The organism is Deinococcus maricopensis DSM 21211 (assembly GCF_000186385.1).
Classification (GTDB): Bacteria; Deinococcota; Deinococci; order Deinococcales; family Deinococcaceae; genus Deinococcus_B; species Deinococcus_B maricopensis.
The window spans coordinates 3,025,372-3,044,978 of sequence record NC_014958.1; the positions used below are offsets into that span (position 1 = coordinate 3,025,372).

Here is a 19,607-nt window from a genome sequence, read left to right on the forward strand (position 1 = left end):
GCCTCAATGAGTGCAACGATCTACGTGTTGATCGGGCTCCTGATCGGTGTGGCGGTCGGGGGCTTCGTATTTTTCACGCTGGGCAGACGCCAGCGGGCCGCGCTGGATGACGCCCAGCAGCGGGCCGCGCGCGCGGAAGCGGACCAGATCCGCGCCGACGCCGAAACGCACGCACGCCGCGTGCGCGAAGAAGCGAACAGCGAAGCCGAACGTCTGCGCGAAGTCGCGCAGCGCATGCAACTCGACGCCGCACGCCGCTCTCAGGAAGCCGAACGTCAGGAAGCACACGCGAACGCGCAACGCGACGCCGCCGTGCAACAAACCCAGCGCGAACGCGAGGCGCTGCTCGCCGACCGCGCCGAAACCAAACGCGAACGCGACGAACTCAAACGCGAAATCGAACGCCTCAACCGCCGCGCCGAACAGCTCGACGCGCGCGGCGAGAAACTCGACGCGCTCGAAGAGAAACTCGAACGCGAACAGGAACGCGTCCTCGACGAACTCGCCAGCATCGCCGAACGCGCACGCCAGGTGGACGTGCGTCTCATGGAAGTCGCCGGTCTCACCCCCGAAGCGGCGCGCGACCTGATCCTCGGCCGCCTCGACGCGGAACTCGAAGAGGAAAAGGCCGTGCGCGTGCGCGCCAGCATCGAGAAGGCCAGCGCCGAAGCGAAACGCACCGCGCGCAGCATCATCGCGCAGGCCATCCAGCGCAGCGCCAGCGAAACCAGCGCCGCCATGAGCGTCTCGGTGGTGCCCATCCCCTCCGACGCCATGAAAGGCCGCCTGATCGGCCGCGAAGGCCGCAACATCCGCGCGTTCGAAGCGCTCACCGGCGTGGACCTCATCATTGACGACACGCCCGAAGCGGTGATCCTCAGCAGCTTCAACCCGGTGCGCCGCGAAGTCGCGCGGCACGTCCTCGAAGGCCTCGTCGCGGACGGCCGCATCCACCCCACCCGCATCGAGGAAATGGTCCACAAGGCCCAGGACGACATGAAGGCGTTCATGCACAACCAGGGTGAGGAAGCCGCGCACGAAGCCGGCGTCCTTGGCGTGAAGCCCGGCCTGGTGCAGCTCCTGGGCCGCATGTACTTCCGCACCAGCTACGGCCAGAACGTCCTCAAGCACAGCGTGCAGGTTGCGCACCTCACTGGCATCATGGCCGCCGAACTGGGCCTGGACGACGCCATGGCGCGCCGCGCCGGCCTGATGCACGACGTCGGCAAAAGCATCGACCGCGAGATCGAGGGCACGCACGTTGAGATCGGCGTCAGCCTCGCGAAACGCTTCGGCGAGCCGTTCGAAGTCATTGACGCCATCGCGCACCACCACGACCCGGAAAACGGCGAGACGCTCTACAGCGTCCTCGTGGCCGCCGCGGACGCCATCAGCGCCGCCCGCCCCGGCGCACGCCGCGAGGAACTCGAAAGTTACATCAAACGCCTCGAGCAGCTGGAAAGCATCGCCGTGAGCTTCCCCGGCGTCAACCAGGCGTACGCCATCCAGGCGGGCCGCGAGGTGCGCGTCATCGTGCAGCCGGAAAAGGTCACGGACGCGCAGTCCACGCTGCTCGCCCGCGAAATCGCCGGCCGCATCGAGCAGGACATGGAGTACCCCGGCCAGGTGCAGGTCACGGTCGTGCGCGAAAGCCGCGCCGTCGAATACGCGAAGTAAAACCCGGAGTGACGTGCGCGGGGGCCCTGACGAACGCAGGGCCCCCGCGCACGTCAGGTTCCGCTGGTCTTGAGGCGCTCTTCAGATGCCTGCACAGCGCACACTGCGCAGCGAAACCCGTCAGCGATCCGACAAAGCGGCGAGCGCCCGCCGCGTACAACGGGAGGCAGGAGGTCACTTATGAAAACGTCATCCCTGCTGTACGCCGCTGGTTTCGCGTCCATCCTGCTGTCCGCCGTGAACTTCGCGCGCGGCAAGACCACGTCCGACTCCGGCAACGAACGGAACGGCATCTTCGTGGGGCACTGGGCACCGACCTTCTTCATTCTGGGGAAGGTCATGGAAGACCGCGAGGCGCGCGGCGACGAGCAGCCCCTGCACCTGTAAGGACCGAGGGCAGGGGCGGGGGTTCGGCCCCCGCCCCTGCCCCTTGCTGAGGCACATTGCCGGTGCGCGCAGCAAGGCCAACGCAGGTCTTTGAAGACAAGCCCTTGAGGGTCACAGCCGGGCCGAGCAGCTGCCCGGTTCCTCAACGGGTTAGCGGGCGAGGGCGTGGGCGTCCAGGACGGGCGCAGTGGCGAGTGCCTGCACGGCAGCGGTGAGGAGCGCGTCGTCCCCGCGGGCGAGGCGGGCGTAATCCTCGCTGACCGCCACGTCCGGCGTGAGGCTGGACGGGTACGGCGTGCCGTCGGGTTTCACGTAGTGCTGCACGGTGAGTTGCAGGGCGGCGTCGCCGGGCAGGCGGAACAGGCGGGTGGCGCTGTTGCCAACGCCGGCGGTGCGTTCGCCGATCAGGGTGGCGCGGTGCGCGTACTGGTTCTCGAACGCGAAGAATTCACTGCAGGAGGCGCTGCCTTCGTTCACGGCGATGACGAGCGGCCCGGTCCACAAGGCGGCGTCGTCGACGAGGCGGTCGCGGGCGCGGCCACTGCGGCGCAGGCCGTCGCTGACGGTGATGCTGGTGTCGCCGTCAGGCGTGCGGGTCACGCGCGTGAAGGTGGGCACGAAAGCGCTGACGGCGCCGTCGCATTCGCCGAGGTCGCCGCCGCCGTTGCCGCGCAGGTCCACGATCATGCCGGTGGCGTTGCGCGTCTGCGCGTCGCGGACGAGGTCGTGGACGGTCTGGGCGACGCTGCCGCCACTGAGGAAGGTGGGGATGCGCAGGACAGCGACGCTGCCGCGCCACTCGAGGTGCGGGAGGTCGACGGTGCTGCTTTCGCGGGCGCGCAGCGTGACGGTGAAGTTCCGCGCGAGACGGCGCACGCCGAGGGTGATGGTGGCGGCGCTGGAACGGGCTTCGCGCAGGGCGTCGTAGGTGTACCCGTTGCCGTTGATGGTGGTGAGCACGTCGCCGCGTTGCAGGCCGGCGTCGGCGGCGGCGCTGCCGGGGATGACTTCGAGGACGAGGCGGCTCTGCCCTTCAAGGGGGGCGAGTTTCACGCCGTACTGCAAGCGGTCCCCGCCGGTGGCGCTGGCAATGAAGTCGCGGTAGTCGTCGGGGTCCTGGAAGGCGCTGTGTTCGTCGCCGAGCGCGATGAGTTCGCGGTCGAGGATGGGGTAGGCGGTGCTGGCGGGGCAGGTGTCGGGGGTGGGGGCACACGCGCGGGCCAGATCGTCGTCAGCGGCGCGTGCGAGGGCGCTGCGGTCGGCGGTGCTGAGCCCGCCGTAGTCGCGGGCGAGGTGGTCGTGGGCGGCGTCAAGAAGGTCCTGCGCAGGCGAGGCGTGGGCCACGGCGAACGTCAGGAGCGCGACCAGAATCATGGGGGCGCGTCGCATATGGGTGCTCTTTATTGTGCGCCTCGTGGGTGGGAGAACGGTGTGATGACGCGCGCATTGCCGGGCGCGCCCGAGGCCGGAAAGGGCGGAGGCCGCCCCGTGTGGGGCGGCCTCCGCTGCGGTGGAGCGTTAGCGGCTGCGCGGGTCGATGGCGTCGCGCAGGCTGTCGCCGATGAGGTTCCAGCTGAGGCTGAACAGGATCAGGGCGACGCCGGGGTACAGGTACGTGAAGGCGTACTCCGGGCGGGTGATCCAGTTCTTGCTGAGGTTGATCAGCTGCCCCCAGTCGGGGAAGCCGGACGGCGCACCGACGCCGATGAAGCTGAGCGCGGCGAAGCTCACGACGATGCTGCCGATGTCGTTGGTGACGACGACGAGCAGGCTGCCGAGGCTGTTGGGGATGACGTGCTTCATGATCAGGCGCAGGTCGCGCGCGCCGATCGCGCGGGCCGCTTCGACGTACTCGAGGCGTTTGATTTTGAGGATTTCGGAGCGGATCAGGCGGGCGTACGTGCCCCAACCGACAGCGGCGAAGGCGAGCATCAGCACCCACAGTTCACGGCCGAGGACGGTGGCGAGCACGATCAGCAGCAGGATGCTGGGGAACGAGAAGATGATGTCCGTGAAGCGCATCATGATGGTGTCCACCCAGCCGCCGTAGAAGCCGGCGATGGTGCCGACGAGCAGGCCGACGATCAGGCTGATGGCGACGATCACGATGCTGATGACGAACGCGGTGCGCGCGCCCCAGACGACACCGAACTTGATGTCGTAGCCGTTTTCGCTGAGGCCGAACTTGTGGGTGGCGTTGGGTTTGGTGGGTTCGCTGCTGTACCCTTCGCTGGCCATGCGTTCGGGGATCGTGAAGGTGGTGCGGACGTTGCCCTGGTCTTTGGGCATGGGGGCCAGCACGGGCGCGAACAGGGCCATCAGGGCGAACAGCACCGCGAGGACCAGGCCGAACACGCCGAGGGGGTTGCGGGAGAACTTCTTCCAGACTTTCATCAGTCGTACCTCACGCGCGGGTCGACCAGGCCGTACAGCAGGTCCACGATGGTGTTGCTGATGACCGTGATGGCCGCGATGATCAGCGCGTACCCGATGACGCCGTTCGTGTCGAGGAGTTGCGCGGCGCGGGCACTCCAGGCGCCCACGCCGGGGTAGTTGAACACCGTTTCGGTGATGGTGACGCCGCCGAGCAGCGAGAAGAACAGGATGCCCGCCAGGGTGATGACGGGAATCAGGACGTTGCGCAGCGCGTGCTTGTTGATGACGCGGCGGTCCGCGAGGCCTTTGGCGCGCGCGGTGCGGACGTAGTCCTGGCTGAGCTGCTCGATCATGTTGGCGCGGGTGACGCGCACCAGCTGGGCGCTGCTGATCAGGGTGAGCACCGCGACGGGCATGATCATGTGCTTCAGGAGGTCGCCGACGACGTTCCACTGGCCCTGGCCGATGCTGCGGAACAGCAGGAAGCCGTCCACGCTGGGCAGGGAGTAGCTGAGGGCGTCGCTGATGCGGCCGGGCGGGAACCACTGCAGCGTGCCGTAGAAGTACGCGAGCATGAAGATGCCGAGCACGAAGCTGGGCAGCGCCGAGCCGAGGATGGCGAGCAGGCGCGCGAGCTGGTCCGGCCAGCGGTTGCGGTACACGCCGGCGAGGATGCCGAGCACCACGCCGAACAGCACGATGGGGATGATGGCCACCACCACGAGTTCCACGGTGGCGGGGAAGTACTGCCCGAGCGCGGCCGTGACGGGTTCGCGGGCGCTGGTGCTGTAGCCCAGGTCGCCGTGCAGCACCTTACCGAACCACTGGATGAACTGCACGTAGAACGGTGCGTCGAGGTGGTAGCGCTGGACAATCTCGGGAATCTGGTTGAGCTGCTTTTCGTTGGTGATGTAGGCGGTCGCGCGCTGATCGGGTTTGAGCAGCATCGTGAGCGCGAAAACCAGGAGGCTGATGCCCGCCAGGGTGACGGGCAGTTGCAGCAACCTGCGCAAGATGAACGTGAACATGACCTCCTCCAGAGGCGTCAGGACGGGCCCCCGTCGGGGGCCAGTTTGAGACGCTGTACGTGCGAAGTCTAAACGCTTCACACGACGCCTGTATGAACCTATCCGCTTCGGGAGGTTTCAGCAAGCAGGCGGGGGGGTGGGGCCCGCTCGGGGCCCTCAGGGGCGCGGGGACGACGCCGCTTGGCGTCGTCCCCGCGCGCGGGACCGCAAGGTTTACTTGCTGGTGTAGTAGTAGTAGTCGCCGCTGTACAGGGGGTTCAGGACGCGGCCCTTCACCCAGTCACGCTGCACGGTGTAGCTGATGCCCTGCCAGAGGGGCACTTCGGCGACGTCGTTGAAGCCGATCTGCTCGATCTGCTTGTACAGCGCGGTGCGCTTGGCCGGGTCGGTGGTGGCGACGGCCTGGTTGATGAGGGCGTCCACGCGGGCGTTCTTGTACCCGGTGTTCTGCGGGTAGTTGCCGGTGCTCGCGAGGAACGGCTGCGCGAAGTTGTGCGGGTCGGCGTAGTCGGCCTGCCAGCCGAGCATCCACACGGTCATGCGCTTGGCGGCGGCGTCGGCGAGGATGCTGCTGAACTGCGCTTCACGCACGTCCACGTGGAATTTCGGGTTGATCGCCTCGATGTTGCGCTTGAGGATCTCGGCCGCCTTCTGGCGGTTGGCGTTGCCGCTGTTGTAGAACACCGGCACCGTGAAGCCCGCGTCCCACAGCTTGCCGCCCCACGCCTTCTTGAAGTAGTTCGTCGCGGCGGTGCGGTCGAACTTGTACTTCAGGCTGTTGGTGTAGCCGGCGAGGCCCTTGACGAGCACGGTGTTGGTCTGCGTGCCGGCGCCGAGCAGCTGGTCCTTGATGAAGGTCTGGTAGTCGAAGCTGGCGGCGAAGCCGCGGCGGACGTTGACGTCGCTGAAGAAGTTGGCGGGGATGCCCTTCTCGTCCATCTTGGCGCTGCCGAGGTAGTTGGTGCCCTTGATGTTGAAGTTCATGAACATCGCCTGGAGCACGAGGGTGCTGACGTTGTCGATGACCTTCACGCCGGGGAGGCCCTGGAAGTTCTTGATCTGGTTGCGGGGGTACGCGCCCACGCCGATCTGGTCGGCGTCGCCGGTGCGCAGCATCTGGACCGCCGTGGCGGGCTCATCGACGCGCTTCAGGACGACGACGTTGAGCTTCGCGGGGGCGCGCCAGTACTTCGCGTTCTTGGCGAGCACGACCTGCTGGCCCTTGTCGTAGCGCTGCAGGACGAACGGGCCGCTGCCGAGCGGGGTGACGTTCGCGTATTTGCTCTCGCCGAGGGGAGCGTTGTTGAACTTCGCCCAGCTGGCCTTGGTGCCGTCCCATTCGCCGGCGGCCACAGCGGCTTTCTTGCTGTAGATGCTGGCGGCGTTGTGCGCGAGGGCGCTCACGAACGGCGCGAAGGGCTTGGCGAGGTTGAAGATGACGGTGTCGTTGCCGCGCGTCTGGATGGCTTTGTCGACGCGGTCGAACGCGGCCGCGTCGTCCTTCTTGAGGGGGGCGGCGTCGCCGAGGAGCGGCTCGAGCAGCAGCGCGGCGGGGCCGTCGTCGGTGCTCATGAGGACCTGGCGGGCGATGCTGTACTTCACGTCGGCGGCGGTGACGGGGCTGCCGTCGCTGAAGCGCGCCTTGGTGTTCAGCTTGATGGTGTAGGTCTTGCCACCGTTGCTGATGGTGGGCATGCTCGCGGCCAGCAGGGGGGCAAACTGGGTGGAGCTGGTGCCTTTCGGGAAGTACAGGGTTTCTAGGGTGTTCTGGAGGACCTCGGCGCAGGCCGTGTCGTAGCAGTGCGCGGGGTCGAAGCTGCTCCAGTCACTGATGCTGACGTTGATCAGCGTCCCGGGGTTCTTGGTCTGGGCCATGGCGGCGCCGGCGAGCATCAGACCGACGAGAAGGGCGGTTTTCTTCATGCATTCCTCCTGGGGTACTGCACTTGAGTTATAGACAGGCTGAATATTAACACAGCCTTGGTGTAATTCCAGTGGTTTTCCGATGAGGATTAACGCGGATGAAGGTGGGCGCGGTCCAGCGCGGCATGCGGCATACTGCGGCGCGTGAGTGACGGCGCGAAAGTACGGATTCTGCTGCTTGCGGGTGGGCAGAGCGGCGAGCATGAAGTGAGCCTGTCGAGCGCGCGCGGCGTGCTGGCGGCCCTGCCCAAGGACCGGTTCGAGGTGACGCCGCTGGTGATCAGCAAGGAGGGGCGCTGGCTGCCGCCCGCCGACACGACCCGCGCGCTCGAGGCGGGCGTCGCCGAGACCGGCGGGGACCTGATGCTGCGCGGCGTGGCGGACGCCGCGTCGTTCGACGTGGTGTTCCCGCTGCTGCACGGCCCGAACGGCGAGGACGGCACCGTGCAGGGCCTGCTGACGCTCGCGGGCATTCCGTTCGTCGGGTCGGGCGTGCTGGGCAGCGCGGCGAGCATGGACAAGGCCATGACGAAGCAGGTGCTGGCCGCGCACGGCATCCCGCAGGTGCCGTGGCGTCTGCTGACGCGCGCGCAGGTCCGCCGCGACCCCGCTGCGGCGCTTACCGCCGCGCGCGAACTGGGTTTCCCGCTGTTCGTGAAGCCCGCGAACATGGGCTCCAGCGTCGGCATCAGCAAGGTCCGCGGCGAGGACGAACTGGACGGCGCGCTGCGCGAGGCGTTCGCGCACGACCGCCGGGTGGTGCTGGAAGCCATGACGCAGGGCAAACCGCGCGAGCTGGAAGTCGGCATCCTCGGGAACGACGCGCCCATGGCGAGCCCCGTGGGCGAGTTGCGCTTCGACGCGGATTTTTATGACTACGAAACGAAATACACCGAGGGCCGCGCGACCATGCACATCCCCGCGGACGTGCCGCACGCCGTGGCGGAACAGGTCCGCACGTACGCCCTCGCGGCGTTCCGCGCGCTGGACTGCGCGGGCCTGGCGCGCATCGACTTCTTCTACGAGGCGGCGACGGGGCAGGTGTACCTGAACGAGGTGAACACCATGCCGGGCTTCACGCCGACCAGCATGTACCCGAACCTGTGGGCGGCAGCGGGCCTCAGCTACGCGGACCTCGTGACGCGCCTCGTGGAACTCGCCACCGAGGACCGCTGAGCGCCGGGACATTCTCACGGGCCGCGGGGCGGTAGAACAACAGGCGTGACTGCCACGCCTCCCGCCCCGACCGCCCCACGCACCCTGCCGACGTTCCTGATGGGGTTCGCGCTGGGCGTGGCGGTGTTCCTGCTCATCCGCCTGCTGGGCGGCCTGAACCCCGACCTGTGCCGGGGGCGCACCACGACCGCACTGCTCGCGCCGCTGCTGCTCGGCCCAGGCGGGCTGGGATTCACGGCGACCGTCTGGAACCGGCCGCGCTGGCGCGCGGTGGGTCTGGGCGTGGTCGTCGCGAGCCTGTTCCCCGCGTTGTTCTTCAGCGCGCGGGACCTGTCGTCGCTGCGCGGCGCGGGCTGCGCGGGCGGGTACGTCGTGTACGCCGAGGGGGGTGGGCGCGGCACCGGCGAGATCACGATGCGCGCCGGTGAGACGCGCACCCTCACCGTGCGCGCGTCCGGCCTGAACGTCCCGGCGGGCACGCTGCTCACCCGCGCCGAGCGCCTCACGCCCGGCGGGGACGTGACGCTCAACACGCCCGCGCCGGGCCGCACCCGCCCGAACGAGCCGCTGACGTTCACGCTGCGCGCCGCGCCGAACGCGCAACTGCAGACGCACACGCTCACGTTCACGTTCACCGCGCCGGGCGGCCGCGCCGCGACCGGGGACCTCACCGTGAACGTCGACGCGGCGGGCCGCTGAACGCGGGACGCTTCGCCCACGGGCGGGCCGCTATGCTGCGCGCATGAGCGTGTCCCAGCCGCCCGTGGGCGATCAGGTGGAGAAGTCCGCGCAGGTCCGCGCGATGTTCGCGAGCATCGCCGGACGGTACGACCTGCTGAACCGCGTCCTGAGCCTCGGCGTGGACCGCGCGTGGCGCCGCGCGGCCACGCACGAGGCGCTGCTGCACACGCCGAGCCGCATTCTGGACGTGGCGACCGGCACGGCAGACTTCGCGCTGGAGCTCAAGCGCGGCGCGCCCGGCGCCGAGGTGGTCGGCTGCGACTTCGTGCCGGAGATGCTCGCCATCGGGCGGGAGAAGGCGCGCGCGCAGCACCTCGACGTCCGCCTGGAGGAAGGCGACGCGCTGAACCTCCCCTATGCGGACGCGAGCTTCGACGTGGTCACGTGCGCGTTCGGGTTCCGGAACTTCTCGGATTACGGGCGGGGCCTCGCGGAGTTCTGGCGGGTGCTGCGGCCCGGCGGGCGCCTGGTGCTGCTGGAGTTCCCGCCGCCCGGGCGTGGGCTGTTCGGGGCGTTGTTCCGCTTCTATTTCCGTCAGGTGCTGCCGCGCATCGGTGGGCTCGTGAGCGGCAATGCCGGCGCGTACACGTACCTGCCGGAGAGCGTACTGGCGTTCCCCGCGCCCGCGCAGCTGGCCCTGATGATGCACGCGGCGGGCTTCCGCACGCGTTACCGCACCCTCACGTTCGGCATTGCGGCGCTGCACGTCGGCGACAAGCGCTAGGGCGGGTACGATGCGGGCATGACCGATGCCCTTCCCCTCCCCTTCTCGCCACTGGTGAGCGCCGACTGGCTGGTGGCGCACCTGAACGACCCGCGCGTGCGGGTGCTGGACGCCCGCTTCGAGCTGATGAACCCCGAGGCGGGCGCCGCCGCGTACCGTGCCGGGCACCTCCCAGGCGCCGTGTACGCCGGGCTGAGCGATGTGCTGAGCGGCCCGAAGACGCCCAGCGGGGCGGGCGGACGGCACCCCCTGCCGGATCCGGAGGTGCTCGCCGCGTGGCTGGGCGCGCACTGTGTCCGCAACGACAGCGTCGTGGTCGCGTACGACGATCCGACCAGCGGGCACGGGTTCTACGCGGCGCGCGCGTGGTGGTTGCTGCGCTGGCTCGGGCACGACCGCGTGTTCGTGCTGGACGGCGGCCTGCCCGCGTACCTCCGCGCGGGCGGCCCCCTGACCACCGAGGTGCCCTCGCCCGCGCCGACCACCTTCACGCCGCACGTCCGTGCCGACCTGGTCGCGTCCGCCGACGAGGTCGGCGCGCGCGGTGCCGGTGCGCTGCTGGTCGACTCGCGCGCGCCCGCCCGCTACCGCGGCGACACGGAACCCCTTGACCGCCGCGCGGGGCACATCCCCGGCGCCCTCAACCGTGACTGGAGCGGCGCGCTCCGCGAAGACGGCACCTGGCGCACGCCCGAGGAGCAGGCGGCGCGCCTGGACGTGGGTGACGCGCCCGTGACCTTCTACTGCGGCAGCGGCGTGAGCGCCACCCCGAACCTGCTCGCGCTGGAACTCGCAGGGCGTCCGCTCGGGCCGGGGAACCGCCTGTACAGCGGCTCGTGGAGCGACTGGGTGAGCGATGAGGGGCGTCCCGTCGAAACGGGCGGGTGAGACGCTAGACTCGCCCTTGATGTTTGGACCTACCACACCGAGGTCGCGCCCGCAGCCGGGCCACGTGTACGACGTGGCCGTGGTCGGCGCGGGCCTTGCGGGCACGGAACTGACGTGGCGCCTCGCGCGCGCGGGCGCGGACGTGCTGCTCGTCTCGCAGGCCCTCGACCACCTCGGGAACCTGTACCAGCCGACGGTGGACGCGGCGCTGTTCCCACCGGAAAGCGTGTTCGCGCAGGTGGCGCGCCGCCTCGCCCCGGACGCGGACGGCGCGCCCCTGGACGGCTGGCACTTCCACCGCGTCCTGAAAGCGGAACTTGAGGCGACGAGCGGCATTCACCTGCTGCAGTCCTGCGTGCGCGGCGTGACCTGCACGGACGCCGGCTTCACGCTCGCCACGTGGGAAGGGCCGAGCCTGCATGCGCGCACGCTGGTGCTCGCCGCCGGGTCGTTCCTGCGCGCGCGCCTCAGGCTCGGCGCGTTCGAGGAGGAGGCCGGGCGGCTCAGCGAGGTCGCGTACGATTTCCTCGCGGACGACCTCACGGCGCAGGGCGTGCCACTGGCCGAACGCGAGGACGCCGCCCACAGCGCCAGCGGAGCGCCCGCGTACACCGTGCGCTACTCGACGTTCACCGCCGGTGACCTCGACGGGTTCGCGTTCACCCGCTGGCCGGGCGCGTTCGCGGTGGGCCGCTGTACGCCCGGCGAACACACGTACGCCTCCGTCCTCACCGACGCCGCCCGCCTCGCGGATCACCTCACGAAGGAGCGCGCATGATCCTCCGCCTCAGTGACTTTCAATTCCCGGACGCACCCGCACGCCTCTACCCCGACACGCCGGACCGCGACTGGTACCTGGAGGTGGGCTTCGGGGACGGGCGCTTCTGGCCGCACCTCGCGCCCACCCTCGACTTCCCGAACTACCTCGGCGTGGAGATCAGCGGCGTCAGCCTGCTGAAGGCGCACCGCCGCCTGCGCGACGCGCGCATCGAGAACGCGCACGTCACGAAGCTGCTCGCACTGCCGCTCGTGCAGGGCGTCATCCCTCCGGAGAGCCTCACGGGCATCATCGTGAATTTTCCCGACCCGTGGCCGAAAGCCGGGCACGAGGAGCACCGCCTGCTGCGCGCGCCGTTCCTGACGCTCGCCGCGAACCGCCTGAAGCTGGGCGGCGCGGTGTGGTTCACGACGGACCACGACGAGTACTTCGAGTTCGCGTGCGCGCAGGCGCGCGACACGGGCCTGTTCGAGTTGGACTTCACGGCGCCGCCCGCGAGCGCGCTCGAAACGAAATACGCGCTGAAGTGGCGTGAGCTGGGGCTGGGCGTGAACCACGTCCGCTTCCGGAAGATCAAGCACCCGGACGCGCCCGCGTTCGACATTCACCCCTACCCGGCCGAGGAGGCCCACGTGCCGCACGCCATCCTGACCCTGCCCGACACCCTGGACCTGAACGCCTTCGAGAAGTTCACCGCCCGCGACCCGCGCGGCGCGTACACCGTGATCCTGCTGGAGGCGTACCGCAGCGTGCGCCGCGACGAGTTCACGTTCCTCGCGCACGTCGTCGAGGACGAGCTGACGCAGGAGGTGCTCGTGAACGTGACGCGCCGCGCGGACGGCTCGTCGCTGGTGCGGCTGGGGCGGTTCGGCGGGCCGATCATCACGACGGGCGTGAAGGCCGCCGTGGCGACCGTGACGGCGTGGCTGGAGGAGCGCGGCGGCGTGGTGACGCACCGAGGCTACTGAAACTGCGAATGCCTGGAGGGGAGGCGACCCGCACGGGTCGCCTCCCCTCTTTGGGGATTGGGGGGGCGCGCGTTCAGGGCGGGCCTTCAGGCCACGCCGGGCGAGCGTGTAAGGCCACCCTCTGGGTACTGTGCGGTTGAGGCTCGCGCGGCTGACGTGCGCGCAGGGCTCCGGCGGGGTTGAGCGCGCGGGCCATAGGACCCGCGTCCTCACGTGAGCAAAGGGATGTGAGATTTCCCCTTTCATGAGAGAAACCCTGGGCGCGCATCTGGCTAGGCGTCGTCCAGGGCGTAAGCCAGGCTGCCCAGGGATCGCGGGCGGCGCATAGTCCTCATCTGGGCTTCAGGTTCTGTTGATCTGCCCTGCTGGCACGCGATCTACGGTGAACGCACCATCACGCCCTTCACCCCCTCACGTCCAGGAGACTTTCATGCGCCGAACCCTGCTGTGCCTTGCTCTCGCCTGCGCCGCGCCTGCGGCCGCGCAGGACGCGTTCCTGAATATGTTCAACAGTGCCAGTCAGGCGGCGCTGAAGGGCGTGGGGGGCAGCATCACGGCGGCGCCCAAAGCGCCTGCCGCGCCCGCCACAGTCAAGACGCTGGACTTCAAGTCGTCGCCGCAGGTGAGCCAGCAGGTCCGGGAGTTGTTCATCAAGACGCTCGTGGACGCCGGCAAGAAGAACGGCAAGGTCACGCCGCAACTCGAAGCGCAGCTGCGCGCGGAGTTCAACAAGATCGACATCGTGAAAACGTACGCGCAGGCGCTGGAGCCCAAGGGGTTCCGCATGAACAACCTCGCCACCGGCGTCGCGGTGTGGCTCATCACGAGCTTCGAGATCCTGAATGACGGGCGGGAGTACACGGACGCGCAGAACCGCAAGGTGTACGACCAGCTCGCGTCGGCCATGAGCGCGTCGCCGGACGTGGCGCGCATGAAGGACGCCGACAAGCAGAAGATGACCGAGTTGCTGCTGTGGATGACGGCGTTCCAGCTCAATGACCTCGCGCAGGCGCAGGCGGGCGTGGAGGGGTACTCCGTGGAGGCCGTGCAGGCGCAGGCGCGCGACCTGCTGCAGACGTTCCGCCTTGACCCGGCGCAACTGGCGATCACGGATCAGGGGCTCACGCGCCGGGGGCAGTGAGGGCATGCGGGGCGGGCGCGCGCTCGGACTGATCCTGCTGTGTTCGGCGGCGCTGGCCGCGTCGGACGTGACGGTGCCGAGCGGGTGGCAGCGGCAGCTGCAGGGGCAGGCGACGCTCCTGAAGCCGGCGGACCTGCGGAACGGCGAGGTGTACACCGTGCTGGTGTTCCCGCCGCAGCCGCTGAACGGTCAGGGCGTGCAGGAGTGGACGCAGCGCGTCATCAACGCGGGCCTGCCGCAGTACGGGAAACTGCTGGAGCCGGGCGCGCTTACGTACCAGGCGCCGCTGTGGGTCAGCACGAACATCGTGTCGTACAACGGGCAGACGCTCGCCGTGTCGTTCGTGGCGTTTCCGGCCGGGCAGGACCAGGGGCAGCTCGTGACGCTCCTGTCCAGCGTGAATACGGAACTCACGGGCCGCTACAGCAAGGCGGTCGGGCAGGTCATCGGGACTCTCGCGGCCAGCACCCGGGCGGTGCAGGCGGACGCGCCGAGCCTCCCGGCGGGCGCGCGTCCGGGCGGCTCGTTGCAGCTGGGCACGTACGCGTGCACGGTGGGCATTCGCGGCGAAAGCAAACGCGACACGTACAGCCTGAGTCTGTACGGCAACCAGGAGTGGCGGCAGGAAGTGGGCGGGAAGGAGCAGCGCGCGAACGCGTACCGGTACGACGCGGCAAGCGGCCGGCTGGACGTAGACTCCAGCTTGTGGATGTACAACGCGCAGTACGACGATGACTTCTCGGTGTTCTACCGGGACGCGGGGGGGCGGGGCGTCATTTACGCGGAGGATGATTACGGCCTGGGCGTGCGGGTGACGACGTGCCAGTACGTGGGCGAGAACAAGCGGCCCTCCCCGGCGGACGTGAAGGCGAAAGCGGAGGCCGCAGCGGCGGAGGCGGCGCGCTTCAAGTGGGTGACGGCGCCGGGCAAAGGCGTGCAGGGATCGCAGATTGAGGGGCTCCTGCATACGGGCCGCAACGAGTACACCGCGATGGGGCTGCAGTTCAAGGAGTCGTGGACGCTGCTGCTGAAGGACGGCTGGGCGTACGACGGGTTGCGGGTGCCGCCGGCGGACCTGGACGTGGCGGCGTCGCGGAAGAACGAGCCGGGCCGCTGGCGGAAGTGGCGGCGGCAGGGCAAGGACGTGGTGGCCCTGGACGCCCGGACGAACAAGTGGCTCCCCGTGGAGGGCTCGCGGGTGCTGCCGGCCACGCCGGGGGAGCGCCTGGAGCGCCGCGTGGAGTACACGAGCGCGTACACGCTGGGCGGTGGAGGGTTCGGGAGTTACATCTCGTCGGACGCGTTTCACTTCTCCCGGGATGGCACGTTCGAGCGCAGCCGGTCCTCGTTCGGGGGGACGGGCGTGGTGCAGGCCACGAACGGGTTCGTGGGGAGCGCCAGTGCGACCAGCGGCAAGACGGGCTGCAGCGCGTCGAGCGGGTTCAGCAGCCAGACGAACGGCGCGGGCGTGGCGGGCGGCAGCGCGCGCGAGGACGCGAGTTGCGGCAGTGATTTCGAGGGGACGTACAGCCTGAACGGGTACACGGCGGAGTTCCGGTACCGCAGCGGCCGCGTGGAGCGGAAGCTGTTCTTCTTCTGGGACGTGAAGAAGACGTACATGTTGATCGGCGAGCGGTCGTACAGCGCCGGGGACGATTAACGCAGGGGGGCGCGGCGTGGCCGTGCCCCCCTGCCGTGCCGGGGTGTTACAGGCGGGTGCTGGCGTACGCGCTGGCGATGAGCGCGGCGGCGCGGGCGTTGTTCTTGACGAGGGCGATGTTCGCTTCGAGGCTGCGACCGCCGGTGATTTCGACGATGCGGCCGAGCAGGTACGGGGTGGTGTCCTTGCCGGTGACGCCCTGGGCGTCCATGTCACGCAGGGCCTGCTCAATGTGGGGGTTGATGTCCGAGGCGGGAATTTCGGCGCCTTCGGGGATGGGGTTGGCGACAAGCATCCCGCCGGGCAGGCCGAGGGCCTGCTGGGCGTGCATGGCGCGCGCGACCTCTTCGGGGGTGGCGAGCGTGAGCGGCGACGCGTAACCGCTGGCGCGGGAGTAGAACGCAGGGAATTCGCGCGCGCCGAGCGTGATGACGGGGACGCCCTGCGTTTCGAGGTACTCGAGGGTGAGGGGAATGTCGAGGATGCTCTTCACGCCGGCGCTCACGACCGTGACGGCGGTGCGGGCGAGTTCGGTGAGGTCGGCGCTGATGTCGAAGGTCTGCGAGGCGCCCCGGTGGACGCCGCCGGTGCCGCCGGTGGCGAACACGCGGATGCCGGCGAGGTGCGCGAGGCGCATGGTGGTGGCGACGGTGGTGGCGCCGTGCGCGCGGGTGGCGACGGTGACGGGCAGGTCGCGGGTGCTGATTTTGGTGACGGTCTTGTCGGTGCCGAGCAGTTCGAGTTCGCGGTCGTTCAGGCCGGCCTTGAGTTCGCCGGCGATGACGGCGATGGTGGCGGGGACGGCGCCGGCGTCGCGGATGACCTGCTCGACTTCGCGGGCGGTCTGGACGTTCTGCGGGTACGGCATGCCGTGGCTGATGATGGTGCTTTCGAGCGCCACGACGGGGCGGCCGGTCTGGAGGGCGTCGAGCACTTCGGGGGTGTACTGGACGAGGGGGTTGGCGGTCGTGGTCATGCGGTCTCCTGGGTGTGCGCGTCGAGCAGGTCGGCGGTGAGGTCGGGGCGGACGGTGTGGTCGGACTGGATGGTGAGGGCCGCGAGGGCGTGGCCGGCGCGGGCGGCGGTGTGTGGATCGTCGCCGCGCAGGGTGGCGTACAGGTACCCGGCGAGCATGGCGTCGCCGGCGCCGGTCACGTCGCGCACCTGGGTGGGGGTGGCGGCGTGGTGGCGGGCGTCGCCGTCGGCGCTGAGCAGGCTGCCGGCTTCGCCGAGGCGGACCCACACGACGCGCACGCCGCGGGCGTGCAGGTCCTGCACGGCGGCGTGCAGGCCGTCGTCGGTGCGGGTGTCGCGGTCGGTGAGCGCGGCGAGTTCGTCGCGGTTGGGGGTGACGGCGTGCACGGGCAGCCCTTCGGCGAGGAGGGCGCGCAGGCGCGCGGCTTTGGGCACGCTGACCGGTTCAACGTACAGCGGCGTGTGACTGGCCTGCGCGGTGCGGGCGGCGTGCAGGAGGGTGTCCTGGGGGACGTTGCAGTCGACGATGACGGCGGAGGCGCGGTCGATGAGGGCGCGTCGGGTGCGGATCACGTCGGGGGTGAGGGCGTCGACGGCGCGCATGGAGGCGACGGCGAGGATCAGTTCGCCGTGCGGGTCGAGGATGGCGCTGTAGGTGCCGGTGGGGTCGTCGGTGCGGACGATGGGGCTGACGTCGACGCCGCTGGCGCGGGTGGCGTCAAGGAGACGGGCGCCGGTGTCGTCGTGGCCGATGGCGCTGAGCAGGCCGGTGGGGACGCCGAGGCGCGCGAGGTTCTCGGCGATGTTGCGGGCGACGCCGCCGGGCGCGGCGGTGGTGGTGCCGGGGTTGCTGGTGCCGGGCACGGCGGGGGCGTGGAGGCGGCTTTTGAGGTCGAGGTTCGCGCCGCCGATGACGAGGACGCTGCCTTCGGGGCGCAGGACGTAACCGCGACCGAGGATGTGGCCTTTTTCGCGCAGGCGGGTGAGGTGGACGTTGACGGCCGCGCGGGTGTTGCCGGTGAGGCGCGCGAGGTCTTCGGGCGTGGCGAGGGGGTGCTCGCGCAGGAGGCGCAGCAGTTCCCGTTCGCGGTCAGTCAGGCTCATCTGTTAATTAGAGTAAGCTGACGTTGCTGGAATTACAAGACCTGTTCCTCAGTCCACCGCGCGAGCGTCTCCTCCGCCGTCCGCGCATGCAACTCCTCGATCAGCTGCCCGGCGTGCGTCGTCACGCCCAACCCCGCCGCGCGCGCCTCCGCCCACGTCGCCAGCAGCGCCCGCGCCGCCTCCGCCTCCTGGGCGCTCACACCGAACGCCGCATTCGCGGCCCGCACCTGCTCCGGGTGAATGACCGTCTTCCCATCAAACCCCAGGTCCCGGCCCTGCACGCACTCCCGCGCGAACCCCGCTGCGTCCCGCACATCGTTGAACACGGCGTCCAGCGCCACCACACCGTTCGCGCGCGCCGCCAGCACCACCTGCGACAGTGCGTGCAGCAGCGGCCAGCGGTCCGGGTGTGGACGCGTCCGCAGGTCCCGCGCCAGGTCGTTCGCGCCCGCCAGCAGACCCGCCACGCCCGGCACGCCCGCAAGCGCGTCAGCATTCAGCACGCCGCGCGGCGTCTCGATCATCAGCCATAGCGGCAGGCCCAGGTGCAGGGACCGCACGCTCGCCGCGTCCTCCGCTTTCGGCAGCACGATGCCCGCCGGGGCGCACTTCAGGGCCGTTTCGAAGTCCGCGTCGAAGTGCCGCGACGTCAGGCCGTTCACGCGCAGCAGCACCGGCGCCCGCCACGCCCCCACGCGCAGGGCGTCCACGGCGTTCATGCGCGCTTCCGCCTTGCGGTCCTCGGCGACCGCGTCCTCCAGGTCCAGGATGATCAGGTCCGCCGGCAGCGTCCGCGCCTTCTCCAGCGCCCGTGGCTTGTCGGCGGGGACGTACAGGGCACTGCGGGCCCGCATCACGCGCGCCTCCGGCGGGCAGCACTCGACGCGAACAGGAACGGCAGCAACACAAGCAGGAACTTCAGGACGCGTTTCATGCGCTCAGGCTAAACCACGCCAAGAGGCCCGCGCGGGGCGGGCCTCCTGTGGACGGGGTGCGGACGGCGCCGCTCACGGCAGGGTCAGGCGCAGTTCGTCCCGGCTCAGGCGGGGTTTCGCCTCGCCGGTGCGCGCGCGCTTCTGCACTTCGCGCAGCGTGTCGTTCGGCGTGGCACGGATGCCGTGGCGCGCGAAGCTCTGCGCGAGGCTCGCGGCGTCACGCGCGAGAAGCTGCGCGAAGTTCGGGTTGCTGCGGTCGGACGTTTGCGGGAAGTCGATGATAATCACGGTGTTCTCCCACCAAAGGAGGTTGTAGGTGCTGTAGTCGCCGTGCACGAGGCCGAGGCGCAGGAGGTCGGCGAGGCCGTCCAGGCTCTGGTTCCAGGCGTCGCGGGCCTGATCCGGGGTGAGGTGCGCCTCGCTGAGGCGCGGAGCGGGCGCGTCTTCATTGCCGATGAAGCGCATAACGACGCAACTTCCGGCTTCGGCGTACGCCGTCGGGTCCGGGCCGATCATGGGTTCGGGCACGTTCACGCCACTCGCCCACAGGTGCCACAGCATGCCCCACTCGCCCATGACCCACATGCCCTGCTGCGCTTCGAGGCCGCGCACGCTGCGCTGCTGAATCGCCTTTTCGATGCGGGCGTCACCGATGTAACGGCCCGCGCGGTAGATGCCGTCGTTCTTGAACGACCGCGCCTGAAGGTCCCGGTAACGCTTCACGGCCACGAGACCGCCCGGTCCGCGCCCGAGGTACACGGTCGCCTCCTTGCCGCTCTTCAGCTCGCCGAGCAGCTCGGTGACGTACCCGCGCGCCTGCAGGTTCGCGATGGACGGGTCAACGGACGCGTCATCGCTGTCCGGGTCCACGTTGAGGTCAGTGAACCGGACGCGGCCCTGCGGTTTCCGGCGCTCCTTGCGGGCGCGGCGCGGCGCGGGGCCGCCGTCGTCATGGTCATCTAGATAGTGGTGGGCGCTCAGAGGGCACCCGCCAATCCGGGGTGATCAACTACTGGTCCGAGAATCTCGGAGGGATGGTGCATGAACACTCCTGTATGCGAGAGACGAAACGGGAAGGGCGTTCAGGTGGTTCTCAATCACGTTTTTGGTCATGCTCCATCACCTC

18 protein-coding genes are annotated in these 19,607 nt (G+C 69.6%); 10 read left to right on the forward strand and 8 right to left on the reverse strand.

What is annotated here, in order from left to right; all coding sequences use genetic code 11:
* Positions 1 to 6 precede the first annotated feature (6 nt).
* Positions 7 to 1,677, forward strand: a complete 1,671-nt coding sequence (gene rny, locus DEIMA_RS14285) for a ribonuclease Y (protein ID WP_013557981.1) — start codon at positions 7 to 9, stop codon at positions 1,675 to 1,677.
* Positions 1,678 to 1,857: 180 nt separating this feature from the next.
* Positions 1,858 to 2,064 (forward strand): hypothetical protein, encoded by a 207-nt coding sequence (locus DEIMA_RS14290; RefSeq protein WP_013557982.1) that lies wholly within the window; start codon positions 1,858 to 1,860, stop codon positions 2,062 to 2,064.
* Between the two features lie 150 nt (positions 2,065 to 2,214).
* On the opposite strand, the gene DEIMA_RS14295 is transcribed toward DEIMA_RS14290, so the two are convergent.
* The 4 genes from DEIMA_RS14295 to DEIMA_RS14310 all read right to left on the reverse strand — a co-directional run bounded on the left by DEIMA_RS14295 (position 2,215) and on the right by DEIMA_RS14310 (position 7,391).
* Entirely contained in the window at positions 2,215 to 3,453 is a 1,239-nt protein-coding gene (locus DEIMA_RS14295) for a S41 family peptidase (protein WP_013557983.1), read from the reverse strand.
* Between the two features lie 129 nt (positions 3,454 to 3,582).
* Positions 3,583 to 4,458, reverse strand: a complete 876-nt coding sequence (locus DEIMA_RS14300) for an ABC transporter permease (RefSeq protein ID WP_013557984.1) — start codon at positions 4,456 to 4,458, stop codon at positions 3,583 to 3,585.
* Complete coding sequence (locus DEIMA_RS14305) at positions 4,458 to 5,468, reverse strand: ABC transporter permease (RefSeq protein WP_013557985.1); 1,011 nt, start codon at positions 5,466 to 5,468, stop codon at positions 4,458 to 4,460. Before DEIMA_RS14305 ends, DEIMA_RS14300 begins: the two co-directional genes overlap by 1 nt.
* A gap of 213 nt (positions 5,469 to 5,681) precedes the next feature.
* A complete protein-coding gene (locus DEIMA_RS14310) occupies positions 5,682 to 7,391 on the reverse strand; it encodes an ABC transporter substrate-binding protein (protein ID WP_013557986.1) in 1,710 nt (569 codons plus the stop codon).
* A 144-nt stretch (positions 7,392 to 7,535) separates the two neighbouring features.
* Here DEIMA_RS14310 and DEIMA_RS14315 point away from each other — a divergent pair, with 144 nt between their 5' ends.
* The 8 genes from DEIMA_RS14315 to DEIMA_RS14350 all read left to right on the forward strand — a co-directional run bounded on the left by DEIMA_RS14315 (position 7,536) and on the right by DEIMA_RS14350 (position 15,467).
* The gene (locus DEIMA_RS14315; protein WP_013557987.1) at positions 7,536 to 8,567 is read left to right on the forward strand and encodes a D-alanine--D-alanine ligase family protein; all 1,032 of its coding nucleotides are present in this window, start codon (positions 7,536 to 7,538) and stop codon (positions 8,565 to 8,567) included.
* Between the two features lie 45 nt (positions 8,568 to 8,612).
* A complete protein-coding gene (locus DEIMA_RS17065; RefSeq protein ID WP_148234975.1) occupies positions 8,613 to 9,266 on the forward strand; it encodes a hypothetical protein in 654 nt (217 codons plus the stop codon).
* 43 nt (positions 9,267 to 9,309) lie between these two features.
* Positions 9,310 to 10,032: a bifunctional demethylmenaquinone methyltransferase/2-methoxy-6-polyprenyl-1,4-benzoquinol methylase UbiE gene (ubiE, locus tag DEIMA_RS14325; protein WP_013557989.1), complete on the forward strand. Its 723-nt coding sequence runs from the start codon at positions 9,310 to 9,312 to the stop codon at positions 10,030 to 10,032.
* 18 nt (positions 10,033 to 10,050) lie between these two features.
* Positions 10,051 to 10,920 (forward strand): sulfurtransferase, encoded by an 870-nt coding sequence (locus DEIMA_RS14330; protein WP_013557990.1) that lies wholly within the window; start codon positions 10,051 to 10,053, stop codon positions 10,918 to 10,920.
* A 19-nt stretch (positions 10,921 to 10,939) separates the two neighbouring features.
* Positions 10,940 to 11,698 carry an FAD-dependent oxidoreductase gene (locus DEIMA_RS14335; protein WP_013557991.1) on the forward strand — a complete coding sequence of 253 codons (759 nt, stop codon included), beginning with the start codon at positions 10,940 to 10,942 and terminating at the stop codon, positions 11,696 to 11,698.
* The gene (gene trmB, locus DEIMA_RS14340; protein WP_013557992.1) at positions 11,695 to 12,666 is read left to right on the forward strand and encodes a tRNA (guanine(46)-N(7))-methyltransferase TrmB; all 972 of its coding nucleotides are present in this window, start codon (positions 11,695 to 11,697) and stop codon (positions 12,664 to 12,666) included. Before DEIMA_RS14335 ends, trmB begins: the two co-directional genes overlap by 4 nt.
* Before the next feature lie 430 nt (positions 12,667 to 13,096).
* Entirely contained in the window at positions 13,097 to 13,807 is a 711-nt protein-coding gene (locus DEIMA_RS14345) for a DUF6683 family protein (protein ID WP_013557993.1), read from the forward strand.
* A 4-nt stretch (positions 13,808 to 13,811) separates the two neighbouring features.
* Complete coding sequence (locus DEIMA_RS14350; protein ID WP_013557994.1) at positions 13,812 to 15,467, forward strand: hypothetical protein; 1,656 nt, start codon at positions 13,812 to 13,814, stop codon at positions 15,465 to 15,467.
* A 46-nt stretch (positions 15,468 to 15,513) separates the two neighbouring features.
* On the opposite strand, the gene DEIMA_RS14355 is transcribed toward DEIMA_RS14350, so the two are convergent.
* The 4 genes from DEIMA_RS14355 to DEIMA_RS14370 form a co-directional block, all read right to left on the reverse strand.
* Positions 15,514 to 16,443: a pseudouridine-5'-phosphate glycosidase gene (locus DEIMA_RS14355; RefSeq protein WP_013557995.1), complete on the reverse strand. Its 930-nt coding sequence runs from the start codon at positions 16,441 to 16,443 to the stop codon at positions 15,514 to 15,516.
* The gene (locus DEIMA_RS14360) at positions 16,440 to 17,546 is read right to left on the reverse strand and encodes a PfkB family carbohydrate kinase (RefSeq protein ID WP_013557996.1); all 1,107 of its coding nucleotides are present in this window, start codon (positions 17,544 to 17,546) and stop codon (positions 16,440 to 16,442) included. Before DEIMA_RS14360 ends, DEIMA_RS14355 begins: the two co-directional genes overlap by 4 nt.
* 32 nt (positions 17,547 to 17,578) lie before the next feature.
* Positions 17,579 to 18,400, reverse strand: a complete 822-nt coding sequence (locus DEIMA_RS14365; protein WP_013557997.1) for an HpcH/HpaI aldolase/citrate lyase family protein — start codon at positions 18,398 to 18,400, stop codon at positions 17,579 to 17,581.
* A 153-nt stretch (positions 18,401 to 18,553) separates the two neighbouring features.
* Complete coding sequence (locus DEIMA_RS14370) at positions 18,554 to 19,351, reverse strand: RIO1 family regulatory kinase/ATPase domain-containing protein (RefSeq protein ID WP_013557998.1); 798 nt, start codon at positions 19,349 to 19,351, stop codon at positions 18,554 to 18,556.
* Positions 19,352 to 19,607: the final 256 nt, after the last annotated feature.